Source organism: Lysobacter sp. ISL-50, assembly GCF_018612875.1.
Taxonomy (GTDB): Bacteria; Pseudomonadota; Gammaproteobacteria; order Xanthomonadales; family Xanthomonadaceae; genus Lysobacter.
Genome location: NZ_JAGGRI010000015.1, coordinates 13,387 through 30,668, shown reverse-complemented (window position 1 = coordinate 30,668; position 17,282 = coordinate 13,387). Strand labels below are relative to the sequence as shown.

The window sequence follows — 17,282 nt, the reverse complement described above, 5'->3', positions numbered from 1 at the left end:
CGATGCTTTTGGCTCAGATCGAGGCGATCTGAAAGAAAAGCATCGGGCCTGAAGGCCCTCCCACAAAAGCTCTCCCACAAAAGCCGCCCCCCACAAACAAAAAGCCCCCCGATATCGGAGGGCTTCAGGGCTTGCGCAATCGCGATCAGAGCAGATCGCCGTCCGCCGACAGCACGCGCTCCATCCGGTCGCCGACGCCGCCGATTTCCATCACCAGCCGCTGCACTTCGGCCGCGTCCAGCGTTTCCAGCGGGCGGTTCTCGCACAGCTGCAGATAGGGCACGCCGTCGAGGTCGCCGATGGCCAGATAGCCGACGTGGCTTTCCCAGTTGAACGCCAGCGCGCGGCGCGCGTCCAGGCCGGTGGTCGGCGCGATCGCGGTGCTGACCCGCAGGAACGGGCGGCCGTCGTCGTCCTCGAGCTCGGACAGGAAGATGGCCTGGTGGCGGGTGCCCTGTTCGAGCGAGAGCTCGATGCAGATCACGCCTTCGTCGTGGACGGTGAGGTGGAACCCGGATCGGGTCAGTTGGTGGCGGATCTGTTCGAATTGCATGGGGGCGACTCCAGCGCGTTGCAGCGCATATGCTACCGCGATGGACAGCGAAACTGCCGCCAAGCTCATCCGCGCCGCGATCCGCGCTATTCCCAAGGGCGAGGTCGCCGGCTACGGCGAGGTCGCGCGCCGCGCCGGCCTGCCCGGGCGCGCCCGCCTGGTCGCGCGCCTGCTCAGCGAGAACGACGACGCCAAGCTGCCCTGGCACCGGGTGCTGCGCTCGGACGGGCGCATCGCCTTCCCGGAGGGCTCCAAGGGCTATCGCGAACAGTCCCAGCGCCTGCGCGCGGAGGGCGTGCGGGTCGAAAACGGCCGCGTGCGCGGCCAGCGCGCCGCGCCGAGCGTGGACGCGCAGATCTGGGGACCGCCGCAGGACTGAACGGGGCTCGTGCGCAAGCGCGTTCTGCACGCCGTACTCACGTCATCGCGGCTTCGCCGCGGCTACCATAGCGGCCGATTCGAGGAGCCGCGATGTTTTCCAGTATTCCGTCGGTCACCAGGAAACTGCTGATCGCCAATGTTGTTGTATTTCTCCTGCAATCCTTGTTGAGCCTGAGCGAATCCACGCGCGGCTGGGCGTTGTGGTTCGAAATGTGGCCCTGGGTGCCTTCGCAGTTCACCGTCGATGGCCCGGGCTTCATGCCCTGGCAGTTGCTGACCTCCGGTTTCATGCACGGCGGCGTCGGCCATCTGGTGTTCAACATGCTCGCGCTGGTGATGTTCGGCGCGTCGCTGGAATACGAATGGGGCGCCAGGCGCTACGCGATTTACTACTTCATCTGCCTGATCGGCTCGGCGCTGCTGCAGCTGCTGTTCGCCTCGATCGCGATCTACGAAGGCCAGCTGTACGTCACCCTGGGCGCATCCGGCGCGATCTACGGCCTGCTGCTGGGCTACGGCATGCTGTTCCCGAACCGCCGCGTGACCCTGCTGCCGTTCCCGATCGTGCTCAAGGCGCGCACGCTGGTGATCATCTACGCGCTGGCCTCGGTGTTCTACGGCGTATTCACCACCGGCACCGGCGTGGCCCACTTCGCCCACCTGGGCGGCATGATCGTCGGCTGGTTCGTGATCCGTTACTGGCGCGCGCATCCGCCCAAGAGCGGTGGCACCGGCGGCGGCCCCCGCCGCGACCCGCGCGTGGACGCGCTGCGCGAGCGGCGCAAGGCCTCGAAGTTGCGGGCGGTGAAGTAGGGCCTTGTATTCGGCCACGCCGGCCTCGATCACGGTAGTTCCGTGAGCCGATCAGGAGCGAGGTCCATGCCGATACCCGCCGCGACGTGGTTGCCGATTCTCAGTTACGCCGATTTCTGGGATGTCCCGCGATGGCTGCTGGCGGGCGGCCGGGACCACGGCTTCTGGCTGCTGGAATCGCGGTTCGACGATGACGCCGACGAGTATTCGCCGTTCTTCCGCGTGAAGTTCGTCGGCAACGAACCCGGGGCCGCGCGCGCCGCTTTCGATGCGGGTTCGATCGCGGGCGAGGCGGCCGCCGACGAACTCATCGCTGTGCGCGACATCCAGTTCGATCCTACCGTCCGCGCCCGCCTGTTGCGCCGGCCCGGCCAAGCCGAACCGACGCGCTGAGTTCCAACGAGCCGGTTAGAACCCCGGCCGCAGCTTCACCTGCTCCAGTTCCTTCTTCAGCGAGCGCCAGAACAATCCCGGCGCGATCCAGGTATAGGCGCAGAACGCCAGCCACGCGTAGGAAATCGGGCCGGTCCATTGCGGATAGCCTTGCTGCGGCAGGGCGATCAGGGCGACGCGGTAGATCAGGAAAATGCCCAGCAGCAGCACCACCGCGCGGGTGCGCGAGCCGGCGCTGACGAAGCTTTGGAAGCGCCACCACAACCCCAGCAGCCAGCTGCGGCGCGCCTTGACCGCGGCCATCAGGGTCAGCGCGTCGGTGTCGGTCGGGTCGATCTGCAAGGCCCACGCGGCGTGATCGCGGGCGCTGTCGGTGCGGCCGCCGGCGAGTTCGCAATGGCCCAGCACGCACAGGGCTTCGACGTGTTCCGGATTGGCGTGCAGCACTTCGCGCGCCAGCGCCTCGGCGCGCGCGCGGTCGCCGCGGCGCAGTTCCAGCGAGGCGAGCAGGGCCGGGTAGTCGGGATCGTCCGGATCGAGTTCGCAGGCCAGCCGCGCTTGTTCCAGCGCCTGCGCGTCGCGGCCCCAGGCCAGGTACAGACGCGCGAACGCGTCGGCGATCTGGGCCGAATCCGGATCGAGCGCGCGCGCCGCCTGCAGATGCGATTCGGCGGTTTTCAGGCTGCGCCTGGCGATCGCGGCGATCGCCGCGGCCAGGTGCGCGAACGGCGATTCGGGTTCCAGCTCCAGCGCGCGCCGGGCTTCCAGCTCGGCCGCGTGCAAGCGCTTGCGCTTGACCAGGCACAGGGCGAGGAAGGCGTGCGCGTCGGCTTGCTCGGCGTCTTCGCCGAGCAGGCGCAGCAACGCGTCGATGGCTTCGTCGATCTGGCCGTGCGCGTAGTAGCGCTCGGCCATGCGATACAGGTAGTCGCCGCCGCGCGCGCTCATTGCAGCACCAGCTTCAGCATCGGCGGCCATTGCGACATGTCGAGCGCGCCGCGCCCGACCACCGCCAGCAGGATCATCAGCGGCAGGCCGTTGCGCGCTTGCCCGCCGTAGTACTCCCGGATTTCGAAACAGCGCTGCTGCATCAGGTACAGCGCATAGGCCACGCCGAGCTTGAGCAGCAGGATCGACAGCATCGCGTACGGCACCTGCGCCGGCGACAGCAGGTCGTGGTATTCGCCGGCGTAGATCGCCAGCGCCAGCAGCGGGCCGCCGATCACGCTGACGGCGATGCAGCCCCATTCGCGCCAGCGCGTCGGGCTGCCGAGCGCGGCGCTGTTGAAAGCGAACCACAGCAGGCCGAAGCCGCCGCCGGCCAGCATCAGGGTCAGCAACGGCCACAGCGGATCGACCGCGTAACGCGACCATCCCGACGGCAGCGGCTCGTCGGGCAGGCGATAAGCGCCGGCCGCCATCAGCCGCCTCCGTGGCGCTTGAGGAATTCCAGCACTTCGTCGTACTGGCCGCCCTGGTTGGCGTAGCGCGCGTGATTGCGCGCGGTGGTCAGCCATTCCAGCGTGGTCGAGCGAGTGTCCTTGAGCGCGCTGCGCAGGTGGTCCATGGTCAGCGGCGACTCGCGGCCTTGTTCGATCGAATCCTCGATCGCCTCGTCGATCGCGGTCTCGACCAGATTGCGCAGGTCCGCGCCGGAGTAGCCCGAGGTCAGCCGCGCCAGTTCGGCGGTCTCGATGCCGTCGGCCAGCGGGCGCTCGCGCAGCAGCAGGTCCAGGATCGACCGCCGCGCCGAATCGTCCGGCGGCGGCACGAACAGCACGCGGTCGAAGCGGCCGGGACGGCGGAACGCGGCATCCACCGCCCACGGCACGTTGGTCGCGCCCAGGATCAGCACGCCCTGGTTGTTCTGGGCGAAGCCGTCCAGCTCGGTGAGGAACTGGCTGACCAACTTCGCCGAGGTGGCCTCGCGCGAGTACTGGCGCTTGCCGCCGATCGCCTCGACCTCATCGAAGAACACCACCGCCGGCGCGGTGCGTCGCGCGGTTTCGAAGATCGCGTGCAGCTTGCGCTCGGACTCGCCGATGTACATGTCCAGCACGTCGGTGATGGCGACGTTGTAGAACCGCGCGCCGCATTCGCCGGCGGTGGCGCGCGCCAGCAGGGTCTTGCCGCAGCCGGGCGGGCCGTACAGCAGGATGCCGCCGCCGGAGCGGCGCTTGAAGCGCTCGAACAAGGACGGCTTGAGGAAGGGAGTGATGATGCGGCGGCGGATCTGATGCTTGACCTCATCCAGACCGCCGACATCGTCGAACCCGATCCGCGCCTGCGTCGGCTGCAACAGGCGCGAGACGTCGTCGGCGTCGGTGTCGTCGTTGGCGAGGCTGGCCTGCAGTTGGCCGGACTGGATGCGCCTGGCGTTGGCGAAGGAAATCACCTTGCCGGCCAGTTCCGTCGCCAGCGCCGAATCTTCCAGCGCCGGATTGAGCGCGATCGCCTGCTGGTACAGGCCGCGCGCCTGATCGCGCTCGCCCTGGGCCAGCAGCGTGCGGGCGCGGGCGAACAAGCCGGCCGCGGAATTTTCCGGCGCCACCCGCAGCACCAGTTCGTCGCGCCGGTGTTGCAACAGCAGGCGCAGCGCGGCGTCGCGCTGGGTGGCGTCGCTGAGCAGCACCTCGCCGGACAGGTCCAGCGCGCGGCTCAGCGCATCGGGATCGGACTCGGCCAGGCAGGCGTTGACCACCAACATCCCCAATGCGGGGTTGTGCGGGCTGGCCGCCAGCGCGGCCAACAGATCGTCCAGGGAGGTGTCGGGCATGTAGGCATCCTGGCCGGACGGTGAGGTCGCGGCAGCGTACTGCAATGACCGGGGCGAACCGGTCGGGATTCACGATCGTACCGCGACATCAGTTGCGGTTCGGCAAGGCTCGCGCCTACAGTTCGTCACAGCGGCCGTATTCCAGGGGGAACGACGCCCCGGGAACGCGCGCCGTCCCTTCAGCCGCTGTTGCCCGCTTGCGCCGCCCGCGCCGCCAAGGACCCAGGCCGCCCGTTATGAGTCTTCCGAATCTTCCCACCGACGCGCAACAGGCCGCGGCCCGCGTCCGCGACGCCGTGCACGCGGCCACCACCGGCCTGGTCGAGCGCGAGCAACTGGCCGAGCTGATCGTGCTGGCGGCGGTCGCGCAGGAGCACTTGCTGATCCTGGGCCCGCCCGGCACCGCCAAGAGCGCGGTGGTGCGCCGGGTCGCCGCCGCGCTGGGCGGGCGTTATTTCGAATACCTGCTGGGCCGCTTCACCGAGCCGTCGGAATTGTTCGGCCCGGTCGATCTGCGCCGGCTACGCGAGGGCGTGGTCGAAACCGACGTCACTGGCATGCTGCCCGAGGCCGACGTCGCGTTCCTGGACGAAGTGTTCCTGGGTTCCACCGCGATCCTGAACACCTTGCTCGGCGTGCTCAACGAGCGCCGCTTCCGCCGCGGCCACACCCAGATCGCCTGCCCGCTGCGGGTCTGCGTCGGCGCCTCCAACGCCTTGCCCGACGACGAATCGCTGGCCGCGTTCGGCGACCGCTTCCTGCTGCATCTGTTCGTCGAGCCGGTGCCGGATCATCAACTCGAAGCCTTGCTCGCCGGCGGTTGGCAGGCCGAGCGCGCGACCCTGAGCCACCGCACCGAGCTGGGCGATATCGACGCCCTGAGCCAGCGCGTGCCGCAGGTCGGCATGGAGCGCGCGCGCAGCCTGCTGGCCGATGCGATCCGCAAACTGCGCGGCGCCGGACTGAGCCTGTCGGACCGGCGCATCGTCAAGGTGCAGCGACTGATCGCCGCGGCCACGGTGTTGGCTGGACGCGAGGTCGCGGACGAAGCCGACTTGTGGCCGCTGTTCTACGTCATGCCGACCCGCGAGGCGCAGGCCGCCGCCCAGGACGTGCTGCGCGATTCGCTGAGCGCGGCGGCCAATCCGACCCTGCGCGCGGCGGTCGAGCACGCGGTGCTGCAACCGGTGTCGCGGGTGGCGCGGCTGATCGAGGCGGCGCGCAGTTGCCTGGACAGCGACGCCGCCGCGCCCGGCGCCGGCGTGATCGCCGAAGCGCTGCTGCGCGAGATCGACGCCAACTTCGACCCGCGATCGATTCCGGCCGAACTCGCCGCGCAACGCACGCGCCTGATCCAGCGGGTGTCGGCTTCGGCATGAAGTGGGACTGGCGCCCGCAAGACCCGCCGCCGCCGCCGCAGGGCGCGGTCGGGATCGGCCCGCAGGCTTCGCGCGCGCTGCTGAGCGCGCTGGAGCGGTTGGACGACGAGGTGCGCGAGAGCCTGATGCTGACCGCCAACGCCGATGTCGCGGTGGTCACCGGCGCGGCCGCGAACCTGCCGTGGTTCGAGGGCGTGGCCTACGTGGCGCCGTGCGAACAGGCGCCCTCGCTGTGGCTGGTCACCACGCAATGCCCGGACCTGCCGATGGATCTGCTGCAGCGCCAGATCGCCCGGCGCCATCCGCAGGCGCCGCTGTTGTTGCTGCGCGAACCGGCGCAGATCGTGCCCTTGCATCGCGCGCTGCCGGCCAGCGCGGCGCTGATCGCGCAGATCCGCGCGATGTGGCAGGACTGAGCGATGCAGCTGCCGGAAACCTTGACGCCCTGGCGCGCATGGCTGGATTGGTTCGACCCGGAGCTGGCGGTCATCGTCGGCGGCCTGCTGCTGCGCCTGCATCCGCTGCTGGGCGCGTTCCGCCTGCGCGCGCACGCCGGCCGCGCCGAGCCCGAGGGCGTCGATGATCTGCGCCGCCGCGGCAACTATGATCGCCTGCTGCTCAGCGAATGGGCGCTGGCCGACGCGGCGCCGGAGGAGTTCGACCGCCGCGCCGCCGGCGGCGAGCATCTGTTCCTCAATCCGAAACTGGTCGCGCGCGAAGTCGATGCGCTGACCGTGGCGGTGTTCGACTGCGGCCCGTCGCAACTGGGCGCGATGCGGCTGGTGCACGCGGCCATGTGGATTCTGCTGGCGCAGCGCGCGCAGGCGGCCAAGGCGCGCTTCGCCTGGGGCGTGGCGCACAAGCCCGGCGAGTTGCACACGGCCGATTCGCCGGAGCAGTTGCGGCGCTTGTTCGCATCGCGCACCTTCGAACCGGACTGCGCCGCGGGCGACGCGCAGGCCGATGCGGCCGCATTGCCGCCGCGCGAACGCCTGCACAGCGAATGGGTGAGCGCACTGGATCAGGCCGATCCCAGCCCGGGCGAGCGCTGGTCGATCGGCCTGCACACGCCCGGTTACGGCCTGGGCCATCGCGTCGATGTGCTGCGCGCCGGCGCGGACGAATTGTCGGTGACGATCGCCTCGCGGCAGGCGCGGCGCGAGACGCGGTTGCGGTTGCCGGCGCCGGACTGGTCCGCGTCGTTGCTTCAAGGCCAGTTCGATCGCACGCAGCCGGTGAGCGTGGAGTCGCGGACCCAGGCCGGCGGCATGCTGTCGCTGCGACATCCGCCGTTGATCTCCTTCAACGGCGGTCATATCGCCGTGGCCTGGGCGAAGGAGAGCGCGGCGAACGTGTATCCGGTCCCGCGCCCGTCGGATCGCAAGATCAAGCTGTCCGTACCCAAGACTACGCGCTGGAGCAAGAGCAAGACCTTGCGCGCGGCGACCTTGAACGGCCGGCATTTCGCCGGACTGGTCGTGCTGCCTGGGCATGTGGAGTTCTGGCAGATGTCGGTCTTGCTGCGCGCGCCGCGCCAGAAAGACGACCGTGTCGAATCGCCCCCGGCGGAGGGCCGATGGTGGCCGTCGGTTCTGCTCGACGGCAGAGGCCAGGCGCAGCGCTTGTTCGTGCTCGCTCCCGACGGACGCTTGCTGGCCTGGACCCGCGGTCCCGGACACCGCGGCCGTCGCAGCGACCTGGCCGTGCCGCAAAAGATCGGGCGCTATCCGATCGAATTCTGCACAGTCGCCGAGCACGTCCACGCCTTGGCTCAGTCCTCGCCCGGCGAGGTCTTTTATCTGCGCCACAGCGACGGCTATCTGGAATTGCAGGCGATCGGGTTCGGCGGCGATCGGCTGATCGAGCGCGTGGCGGTCCAGGGCGCGGTGAACGCGGCATTCGTGAATGCCCGAACCTGCGGGGACCATTGGGCGGGCGGCTTCTGCGTCGAACGCACGCTGGGCGGACACGGCGGCGAACGTTCCAGCGTGTGGCGGGTGTTCGTGCGGCCGCTGCTGCGCGATCGATCCGACGCGCCGCAGGCCAGCGAGTACGAAGCGGTTCTGCCGGCCGACTGGAAAGTGGTCGGCCTGGGTTCGGAACATCTCGGTGAGCAATATCTGATCGCGCTGCGACCGGACCGCAGGACGCTGATGCGCGTCGGCGCCAAGCATCGCAGCACGTTGTATCAGGCGTCGGCGCCCATCGTTCAGGTCACCGTGGCCGCTGGGACCGACCTGATTGCGTTGATCGATCAACAAGGGCGCTTGGTCGTGGTGCACGAGCGCAATCCAAGGGTACTGGTGCTCGAGGGGGCGAACCATGCCGGCTGAAACTTCCACCGGCGGCGACATGCCGCCAGACGCGCGCAGCGACGTGCGTCATCCGCTCTGGCGCGGCTGGCAGACGGTCGCGGGCCTGTGGTTCGCGGCCGATCCGATGCCGCCGCAGCGACGGCTCGAACGCATCGCGCGCGCCTGGACGCCGGGCTGCCGCGCCTGGCGCTTCGACGAGGGCGACGTGCTGTACTTCGACGCGCCGCGGCCGATGCAGTGCGAGCAGGCCGGCGGCGCGCCGTTGTGCAGGATCGGCGCGCACGGTTTGTACGGCGGGCCGCTGACGGCGCAGGAACTGGCCGCGCTGGCGCCGGCCGATGTGCATCTGGCGATCGGCGGGCGCCTGCGTTCGCTGAATTTCGCTCAGGCGCAGGCGCTGGACCCGTCGCTGATTCTCGACATCGACGACTACGCGCTGCACGACACCTTCGATTGCAGCCGCATCCAGCGCGCGCCGCGCCAGGACCGGCTGGCGAGCAAGGCGTTGCGCGAGGTGCTGGGCAAGCGCATCGGGCCGCCGAGCGCGGAGCGCGAATCGTTCCTGCATTCGGCCGGCGAGCGCGAAGCCGGACGCGGCGGCGCGGCGAAAGCGAGCCTGCGCGAGCGCGTCATCGGCACCCGCGACGGCATCGCCGGTTGGCTGCTGAACCGGTTTCCGTCGCTGGCCGGCGGCGGCGCGGGGCAGGGCGGACGCGGCGGCGCGCAGGGTTCGCAAGGCGGCGTGTCCGCGCGCGGCGGCGCCGTGCAACCGCAGCGCTGGCGCCAGTGGCTGGTCAAGGCGGCGCTGGCCAGTCAGGCCTCCAAGCTGATGGGCATGCGCCACGGCATGTACCTGCGCCGGTTGATGGAGCGCTTCGACGAAGGCGACCTGACCGAAGCGCTGCGCCACGCCTTGCCGATCGACGGCGACGGCCACGATTCGCTCGGTCAGGCGTTCTCGCTGCCGGGGCGCCGCGACCGGTTGAGCCTGAGCCGCGGCAAGGGCACGCACGCCAGCTTCGATTTCGGCGACTACGCGCGCGAGATGCTGCGCAAGCGCTACCGGGCCGCGTTCGAGGCGCTGGACCGGCAGGGCAAGATCGACGAAGCGGTGTTCGTGCTCGCCGAGTTGCTCAACGCGCGCCAGGAAGCGCTGGATTACCTGATCCGTCACGAACGTTTCGCCCAGGCCGCGGAACTGGCGCTGGGCTGGGACATGCCCGCCGACACCATCATCCGTTTGCTGATGCTGGCCGGCGACAGCGAGCGCGCGGTGCTGGTCGCGCGCCGCGACAACTCCTTCGCCGCGGCGATCGCGATGCTGGAATCCTCGCATCCCGAACACGCGCTGAGCCTGCGCCGGCAATGGGGCCAGGCGCTGGTCGAACAAGGCCAATGGCTGGCGGCGGTGGACGCGGTCTGGCCGGACCCGGAATCGCGCGAACAGGCCGCGCGCTGGCTGCTCGCGGCCGAATCGGCCGGCTCGCTGTTGTCGGCGCGCGCGCTGGTGCAGCGCGCCACCTTGTTGCCCGATACGTTGCAGCATTACGCCGAACGCATCGCCGTCTATGCCGATCCGTCCTCGCCGGCGCCGCCGCGCGCCGCGCTCGGGCGTGCGCTGGCCGATTGCCAGTCGCGCAATCCGGCGCTGAGCCTGCTCGCCACCCACGTGCTGCCGGCGCTGGCGGCCGATCGCGGGTTCGGCGCGAACGAACTCGACGTGCGCGAACTCAACCGCATCCGCGATCTGTCCGACGACCCGTGGCTGCGCGCCGATCTGCCGGAATGGAAGGTGCCCGCGATCGCTGCGGTGCGGCGGCTGTGGACGGCGGCCGAACCGGTGTCCGAACGCATGCCCGACGAGATCGGCCTGCGCGCGCCCAGCGACGTGGTCGCGCTCGGCGAAGGCCGTTATCTGGTCGCGCTGGGCGAAGCCGGCGCGGCGGTGTTCGATCGCAACGGGCGCTGCCTGCGCCGTTACGCGGTGCCGGCGTTCCGGCTGGTGATCGGCGACAGCGGTCAGGTCGCGCTGGCGTTGGCCAAGCGCGATTCGGTGTGGCGCATCGCCCGGCTCGATCTGGTGAGCCATGAAATCGCCGACCTGGGCGCGATGCCGCTGCAGTTCTTCGCCGATCGCTTCGACGGCATCGCCTGGTCGGTGGTGACCGGCGATCGCATCGCGGTGATCGACGCGACGCGGCCATCGCTGGACGTGCTGTGGAGCGTCGGCGATCTCGGCGGCCCGGTCGCGCAGGCGCGGTTCCTGCAACACGACGAATTGTTCCTGGTGCCCGGACGCGCTCAGATCGTGGTCTGGCATTACCGCACCGCGCCGCGGCGTTCGCTGGTGTCGCGCGAACCGGTCGCGCTCGACGACGGCCAGTCGGCGCTGCTCGATCCGCAGATGATCACCGCCAAGCTGCGGCTGGCCGCGAACGAAGACGGCGGCGTGCGCTTTGGCTGCACGGTGGGCCCGCACGATTGCAGCATCGATCTGGCCGCGCCGGAACCGGGCACCGGCGAGCCCGAATGCGGCGTGATCCCGCTCGCGAACGGCTTCCTGGTGATGGTCTACGGCGTCTACCGCATGCGCTTGTACCTGGTGCGCCGCGGCACCGAGATGCGCGCGCGCTGCGTGGCCGAGATCGACTGGCCGCAGACCCAGGTGCAGGTGCGCGAGCAACCCGACCGATTGGTGTTGTTCGATCGCGAAGGTCGGGTGATGCAGATCGATACGCAGACTTCCAGGCTGCGTTGTCTGACCTTGCTGTAGCGGCGATAGCGGCAACAAAAAAGCCCGGCATCCGCCGGGCTCTTTCGTGTGCGATGCCGCGGCTCGATCAGGGGAAGACCTTGATCTGCTGATCGGCCTTGCGGGTCATCGCCGTGCCGGCCTTGCAGCCGAAGGTCTCGCCGAAGGCGGACAGATTCGACAGCGGCAGGTTGGTGCGCCACACGCCCGGCGCGTGGATGCCCGAGGCCGAACGCTGGGCCGCGACTTCCGGGCTCAGCTGCTGCGCCCACAGGCCGGCCCAGCCCTTGAAGAAGGCCTGATTGGCGTCCTTGCTCGCCGCCGGCTGAGCGGCGCGGTAAGCGGCCCAGGACAGTTCGACGCCGGCCTGATCGGCGATGGCGACTTCGCGCACCTGATTGCCGTTGACCTTGGTCGCGCTCAGTCCCGGATACGACTCGGCGCTGTACTGCGCGGCGACGCGGCTGCCCAGTGCGTCCCAGGCCGAGACTTCGGTCGGCGTCCACCAGTCGCGCACTTCCTGCCTGGCGTTAACGTAGCGGCCGCGGCTGTCGAAGCCGTGCGTGAGTTCGGCGCCGACCAGCGAGCCGTAGGCGCCGTACTGCGCGGCCTCGGGCTTGCTCAGGTCCAGCACCGGCGCCTGCAGCATCGCCGCGGTCACGATCAGGCGGTTCTGGGCGATGTCGTAAGCCAGCGAGGGCTCCTGCGGCAGCACGTCCCAGCGGCGGTCGGCGTTGCCGCGGCCGATGCGCTTCATTTCCTCGCGATGGCGCCAGGTGGAGGCGATCAGCATGTTGCTGCCGAAGCTGCCGCGGCCCATCGGCTGCACGCTGTAGTCCAGATCGCGCTTGGGCGTGCCGACTTCGATCTTGAGCTTGCCCAGCTTGGCGCGTGCTTCGGCCTTGGCGCCGTCGCTGAAACGGGTGTCGGCGTCGATGGCCTTGCCGAGCGCTTCGCGCACTTGCCCGGCGATCTGCTCGGCGCGCGAATCGGTGGCGGCGGGCAGGTAGCGCGCGGCGTACTCGTGGCCGACCATCGGGCCGGCGGCGAGGGTGATCGCATCGAGCACCGCCTGCTGGCGCGCGGGCTGCTCGCGCTGGCCGCGCAGGACCTTGCCGCGGAAATCGAACTCGGCGTCGCGGAACGGCTTGGCCAGGTACGGCGCCATCGAATCGCCGATGCGCCAGCGCAGATACACCTTCCACTGGTCGGGCTTGAGCGTGCCGATCAGCTTGTCGAGTTCGGCGAACAATTGCGGATTGGCCAGCGAGACGCTGTCGTCGCTGACGCCCTGGGCCTTGAGGAAGTCGCTCAGTTGCAGGCCCTTGTAGGTCTTGGCCAGCGTGGCGACCTGCACCGGCGCGTAGTTGGCGCGCGGATCGCGCAGGTCCGTCAGCGGCTTGGAGGCGCGGGCGATGCGGGTTTCCAGATCGATCACCCACTGCGCTTCGGCCGCCAGTTTTTCCTTGGGCGTGCCGGTCAGGGTCAGGATCTTCTGCACGTAGTTGTTGTAGTGACCCAGCAACTGGCGCGTGTCGGCGTCGGCGCGGGTGTAGTAGGCCGGATCGGGCAGGCCCAGGCCGCCCTGGCTGAAGTAGCCGATGTGGCGTTCCAGGTCCTGCAGATCGATGTCGGCGCCGAAGTTGAACAGCACCGGGATGCCGACCTGATGCAGCGCGGCGATCGAAGCGGGGATTTCCTTCGCCTTCTTGATCGCGTTGATGCGGCCCAGGAGCGGCGCGATCGGCTGCGAGCCGTCGCGCTCGACCGCCGCTTCGTCCAGGCCGCTGGCCCAGAAGTCGCCGAGCAGCTTCTGCACGTTGCCCTGCGGCGCGGTCATGGCGGTGTTGAGCAGTTCCAGCTGCTGGCGGCGCGCGTTGGCGGCCAGGGTTTCCAGCGAGGACACCGAGCCCGCGCCCGACAGCGGATTGGCGCGCAGCCAGTCGGCGTTGGCGCTGGCGTAGAAATCGGTGCAGGCGTTGGCGGCGGCCGGAGCCTTGGGCTTGGCGGCGGCCTTCTTCTTGGCGGCATCGGCGGCGGGCGAGGCCAGACCGGCGATCAGGCTCAGGGCGAGGGCGCAGGCAAGCGGGCGTAGGTTCGACATCGCGTATTCCATCCTGGGGATGCGCGAGTTTAACAACTGGGGTGGGGTGGGCGGTGAACGGGTTGGGGGTTCGGGTGGCGCGGGGCGGGGGCCGCTATGGGGGGAATCCGCGTGCCCGTACAGCTTCCTGGTGCGGGCCGGGCGAGTGCGTGGTGCGTCGTCGTGCGCGAGACGAGCGTCGGGGGCCTGGCGCGGTGGCGCGATGCCGGAACGTGTCGCGCGTGCGAAGCCGGCGCCGCGTGCGCTGCGATAGTATCGACGGCTCCCGCAACGCCGCACCGGAACGCGCATGTACCTGCCCAGAGCTTTCGCCGAAGCCGATCTCGCCTCGCTGGACGCGCTGGTGGCGCGCGACAACTTCGCCACCGTGATCACCGTGCGCGACGAGGTTCCGACCCTCTCGCATCTGCCGGTGCTGTACCGCCGCGACGGCGACCGCATCGAGATCCGCGGCCACTGGGCGCGTCCCAACCCGCAGGCGAAGCATCCGGGCCCCGCGACGCTGATCTTCCATGGCCCGCACGCCTACGTGTCGCCGTCGTGGTACACCGACAAGGAAGAGCAGGCGCGCGTGCCGACCTGGAACTACGCCGTGGCGCATCTGCGCGGGCAGTTGCAGACCTTCGAGGACACCGAGTTCCTGGCCGGCGTGGTGTCGGACCTGAGCGATCTGCACGAAGCCTTGGTCGGCCGCGATTGGCGTTTCGAACCCGAGCGTGCCGATCATGTCAGCCAGTTGCGCGGCATCGTCGGATTCCGTTTCATCGCCGATGCCACGGTGATGAAGTGGAAACTCAGCCAGAACCACCCCGAAGCCAACCGCGCCGCGGTAGCCGCCGAACTGGCCGCGCAACCGCGCGAAGCCAGCCGCGAAATCGCCGCGTTGATGCGGGCGCGGGAGCGCTCGCCCGATTGATGTCGTGGGGGTAGTTGTTGTGGCGACGCTCTTGTAGGAGGGGCTTCAGCCCCGATGCTCTTGTCACAGATCGCCGCGACTAGATCGAAAGGCATCGGGCCTGAAGGCCCTCCCACAAAAGCAGGCCCCCACAAAAATCCCGCGACTGACACGGCGGCTGTTGTAGGAGGGGCTTCAGCCCCGATGCTCTTGTCACAGATCGCCGCGACTTGATCGAAAGACATCGGGCCCGAAGACCCTCCCACAAAAGCAGACCCTCCCACCAAAATCCCGCGACTGACGCGGCAGCTGTTGTAGGAGGGGCTTCAGCCCCGATGCTTTTGTTACAGATCGCCGCGATTTGATCGAAAGGCATCGGGCCTGAAGGCCCTCCCACAAAAGCAGGCCCTCCACAAAAATCCTGTGGTTGGCGCGGTAGCTGTTGTAGGAGGGGCTTCAGCCCCGATGCTTTTGTCACAGATCGCCGCGACTTGATCGAAAGGCATCGGGCCTGAAGGCCCTCCCACAAAGACAGGCCCTTCCACAAAAATCCTGCGGTTGACGCGGCGGCTGTTGTTGGGGGGCTTCAGCCCCGATGCTCTTGTCACAGATCGCCGCGACTTGATCGAAAGGCATCGGGCCTGAAGGCCCTCCCACAAAAGCAGGCCCTCTCACGAAAATCCTGCGGTTGACGCGGCGGCTGTTGTGGGAGGGGCTTCAGCCCCGATGCTCTTGTCACAGATCGCCGCGATTTGATCGAAAGACATCGGGCCTGAAGGCCCTCCCACAAGAGCAGGCACTCCCACAAGAAATCCTGCTGCCCTGAAAAAACAGGCGCCCGCACCTCGCGCGAACAAAAAAAGGCCCGGGAATCCCCGGGCCTTCTTTCGTTCGGCACATCGTCACGGCGCGGCGTTTCTTCAAAGGGGCGAATTGTCGTGGCGCGCTCGATGGAGCGCATCGCGAAAACCCCGGGACATCCAGAGTCTTGTCGGACGATGCGCGTAAGGCGGGACATCCCGCTGTGTTTCGTGCGGTCGCGCACGAATCGCGAAGCCCAGCGGATGCGGGAGCAGCTATTAGGACTTGTCTGAGTAGGGCCGCCATCGGATGGCGCGTTTATTCAAGCAGGTGTTCCTGGCGGATTGCGGATTGCATTCGCGGAACGACCGAAGGTGGGGCTGCCGGGATTGCACTCGCCCCCCTGGGTATTTCGTATTTCCTTGATGTCAGGAGACTTGGTATGAGAAAGCTTGTTTCGGTGTTTTTGTTGTTTGCGGCATTGAGCAGCGGCACGGCTGCGGCGGCTGATGTTGTCTGCGGAACAGGGTATGTCACCAGAATAGGGCTCAGGCCCGGTACTTCCAACGTACTGGCGTTCACGACGCAAAATGAGCCCGCGGCTTCCTCCGCTTACTTCACGTGGGGTGGAGTGAAGTGGATGAACATGGTGTTGGACGGCGACCCCCAGCGCTCTTCGTATCTCGCGCGAGACCTGCAGTTGGCATTTGCCTCGCAGATCCCGATTCAAATCAATAACCACAAGGGCATCTGTTACGGGTCGGCGGAGGATTTCAGCATCCTTCTATGCAGCGTGGAATCGGACTGCAAAGCCTCCAATTAATGCATCGCCTGCCCCGCCGAAGTTTCGCTCGCGGCGGCGCATGCCTGGAGCAACGCTGCGTTTTTGGCTTCCGGATTCGCGCGACAGCGCAAGCCTGCAAGCTCCGGGCCATCCATCAGACGATAGCGAATGCGCGCAAGTTCGCGTTCGAGTTCGAACCTTTGCAGCCAACGCGTCGCGATGGGCGACATCGCACCCGGACGGGCGGAATTTTCATGCGTCACCAGGTTCACGAATGGGAGCGGCAATGATGAGCGGAAACAGACCAGCGGCATGGCTGAGGTGGAGCCTCGCGCTTTTCTTCTCGGCCTCCAGCCTGTGCTTTGCGCAGCCGGGACACATCGACAATGCGCAGTACGCGCGCGTGGTAGGGCATGGAGGCCTGCGTGGCCGGCATGCGCCACTCAAGTGGGGGCGGCTGGTCGGGAGAATAAATCCCGCAACCGGGTCTTACTCGATGTCTTACGTCACTGGGGATCGGTATGCCGATATCGTTATTCCGCCAGGGCCGGGAGTCGCCGGGCAGACCATACATTACGATTTCGCGCAAAATTACCTGACGGCCATCAGGCTGTGGGCCGGCGAGAATTACCTGGGGAATCGCGATGCGGCCCGGGCAGCCAATGGCGTTCCTTATCACGCGGGCGGGCCGCAGGATGCGACGGTTGAATTCCGTCTGTTTCCGGTAGAACACCAGAACTGCAATGTAATGGGTTACGCCATCATCGAAAGCAGGCCGATGTGCGTGTTGCTCAATCCGCACGCCATAGGGGTCACCGTCTCGGAACACTATGCCGTATCGCGCGCCGCTGGTGTGGTCGGTGACATATCCGTGGCCGAATACCTGGACATGCACGTGCGGCAAACCGTCATCCATGAAGTCGGACACGCGCTGGGTTTATTGCATACCTCGGAGCAACTGGGGCCTATCACTGCGGATGAGTATGTCATCGAGATTATTCCTGCGCCGAATACGACAGACGCCGATCCGTCCATCATGACCACGCGGCCGGGTCCCGAGCCGGCGGGCGGGATTTATCTGTCCCAGTTGCGTCAGCGGTTGGGGCGCCCGGTCACCCTCGACGATATCCGGCCCAGCGAACGCGACTTGCAGGGCGCGAGTTTGCAGTGGCGCGGACTGACCCAGCGCGATGTGTCGGATCGGGTGCTGCGTTCGATGACCCGCTGCGTGCCGGCGCCTAATTGCACCGCGCACGACGAGTTATAGAACCGGGTGCGGCGAGCGCGCGGATGCGGATTGCGAGCGCGGAACCGGATCGACGCGATGTGCCCGGCC

16 protein-coding genes are annotated in these 17,282 nt (G+C 68.1%); 10 read left to right on the top strand and 6 right to left on the bottom strand.

Features of this window, described 5'->3' with window-relative positions; translation table 11 throughout:
* Positions 1–145 precede the first annotated feature (145 nt).
* On the bottom strand, positions 146–553 hold the full coding sequence (locus tag J7J50_RS09420; RefSeq protein WP_057943630.1) for a hypothetical protein: 408 nt from the start codon (positions 551–553) through the stop codon (positions 146–148).
* 40 nt (positions 554–593) lie between these two features.
* Between J7J50_RS09420 and J7J50_RS09415 the strand changes: the two genes are divergently transcribed.
* The 3 genes from J7J50_RS09415 (at position 594) to J7J50_RS09405 (ending at position 2,140) form a co-directional block, all read left to right on the top strand.
* Positions 594–932, top strand: a complete 339-nt coding sequence (locus tag J7J50_RS09415) for an MGMT family protein (protein WP_215057360.1) — start codon at positions 594–596, stop codon at positions 930–932.
* A 92-nt stretch (positions 933–1,024) separates the two neighbouring features.
* Positions 1,025–1,747, top strand: a complete 723-nt coding sequence (locus tag J7J50_RS09410) for a rhomboid family intramembrane serine protease (RefSeq protein WP_215057359.1) — start codon at positions 1,025–1,027, stop codon at positions 1,745–1,747.
* Positions 1,748–1,813: 66 nt separating this feature from the next.
* Positions 1,814–2,140, top strand: coding sequence for a hypothetical protein (locus tag J7J50_RS09405; protein WP_215057358.1), 327 nt, complete (start codon positions 1,814–1,816; stop codon positions 2,138–2,140).
* Positions 2,141–2,155: 15 nt separating this feature from the next.
* Here the strand turns inward: J7J50_RS09405 and J7J50_RS09400 are convergent, their stop codons facing one another.
* The 3 genes from J7J50_RS09400 to J7J50_RS09390 are packed head-to-tail and all read right to left on the bottom strand — an operon-like array spanning position 2,156 to position 4,916.
* Positions 2,156–3,088 (bottom strand): tetratricopeptide repeat protein, encoded by a 933-nt coding sequence (locus J7J50_RS09400; RefSeq protein ID WP_215057357.1) that lies wholly within the window; start codon positions 3,086–3,088, stop codon positions 2,156–2,158.
* Complete coding sequence (locus J7J50_RS09395) at positions 3,085–3,561, bottom strand: hypothetical protein (RefSeq protein WP_215057356.1); 477 nt, start codon at positions 3,559–3,561, stop codon at positions 3,085–3,087. The genes J7J50_RS09400 and J7J50_RS09395 overlap by 4 nt, the downstream gene beginning before the upstream one ends.
* Positions 3,561–4,916, bottom strand: coding sequence for an AAA family ATPase (locus J7J50_RS09390; RefSeq protein ID WP_215057355.1), 1,356 nt, complete (start codon positions 4,914–4,916; stop codon positions 3,561–3,563). The genes J7J50_RS09395 and J7J50_RS09390 overlap by 1 nt, the downstream gene beginning before the upstream one ends.
* Before the next feature lie 236 nt (positions 4,917–5,152).
* Between J7J50_RS09390 and J7J50_RS09385 the strand changes: the two genes are divergently transcribed.
* From J7J50_RS09385 to J7J50_RS09370, 4 genes are read left to right on the top strand one after another with little or no spacing between them, the layout of a single operon-like run.
* A complete protein-coding gene (locus J7J50_RS09385) occupies positions 5,153–6,295 on the top strand; it encodes an AAA family ATPase (RefSeq protein WP_215057354.1) in 1,143 nt (380 codons plus the stop codon).
* The gene (locus J7J50_RS09380; RefSeq protein ID WP_215057347.1) at positions 6,292–6,711 is read left to right on the top strand and encodes a hypothetical protein; all 420 of its coding nucleotides are present in this window, start codon (positions 6,292–6,294) and stop codon (positions 6,709–6,711) included. The genes J7J50_RS09385 and J7J50_RS09380 overlap by 4 nt, the downstream gene beginning before the upstream one ends.
* A 3-nt stretch (positions 6,712–6,714) precedes the next feature.
* Entirely contained in the window at positions 6,715–8,628 is a 1,914-nt protein-coding gene (locus tag J7J50_RS09375) for a hypothetical protein (RefSeq protein WP_215057344.1), read from the top strand.
* Complete coding sequence (locus J7J50_RS09370; protein ID WP_215057343.1) at positions 8,618–11,383, top strand: bpX6 domain-containing protein; 2,766 nt, start codon at positions 8,618–8,620, stop codon at positions 11,381–11,383. The genes J7J50_RS09375 and J7J50_RS09370 overlap by 11 nt, the downstream gene beginning before the upstream one ends.
* Positions 11,384–11,450: 67 nt before the next feature.
* Here the strand turns inward: J7J50_RS09370 and J7J50_RS09365 are convergent, their stop codons facing one another.
* Positions 11,451–13,466: a M13 family metallopeptidase gene (locus J7J50_RS09365; RefSeq protein WP_215057341.1), complete on the bottom strand. Its 2,016-nt coding sequence runs from the start codon at positions 13,464–13,466 to the stop codon at positions 11,451–11,453.
* A gap of 289 nt (positions 13,467–13,755) precedes the next feature.
* On the opposite strand from J7J50_RS09365, the gene J7J50_RS09360 reads away from it, so the two are divergent.
* Both J7J50_RS09360 and J7J50_RS09355 read left to right on the top strand, forming a co-directional pair.
* Entirely contained in the window at positions 13,756–14,382 is a 627-nt protein-coding gene (locus tag J7J50_RS09360; RefSeq protein ID WP_215057339.1) for an FMN-binding negative transcriptional regulator, read from the top strand.
* A gap of 1,222 nt (positions 14,383–15,604) precedes the next feature.
* Positions 15,605–15,985 carry a hypothetical protein gene (locus J7J50_RS09355; protein WP_215057337.1) on the top strand — a complete coding sequence of 127 codons (381 nt, stop codon included), beginning with the start codon at positions 15,605–15,607 and terminating at the stop codon, positions 15,983–15,985.
* Here the strand turns inward: J7J50_RS09355 and J7J50_RS09350 are convergent.
* Positions 15,982–16,218, bottom strand: coding sequence for a hypothetical protein (locus tag J7J50_RS09350; protein WP_215057335.1), 237 nt, complete (start codon positions 16,216–16,218; stop codon positions 15,982–15,984). The genes J7J50_RS09355 and J7J50_RS09350 overlap by 4 nt on opposite strands.
* Positions 16,219–16,442: 224 nt before the next feature.
* Between J7J50_RS09350 and J7J50_RS09345 the strand changes: the two genes are divergently transcribed.
* Positions 16,443–17,213 carry a hypothetical protein gene (locus tag J7J50_RS09345; protein WP_215057334.1) on the top strand — a complete coding sequence of 257 codons (771 nt, stop codon included), beginning with the start codon at positions 16,443–16,445 and terminating at the stop codon, positions 17,211–17,213.
* Positions 17,214–17,282: the final 69 nt, after the last annotated feature.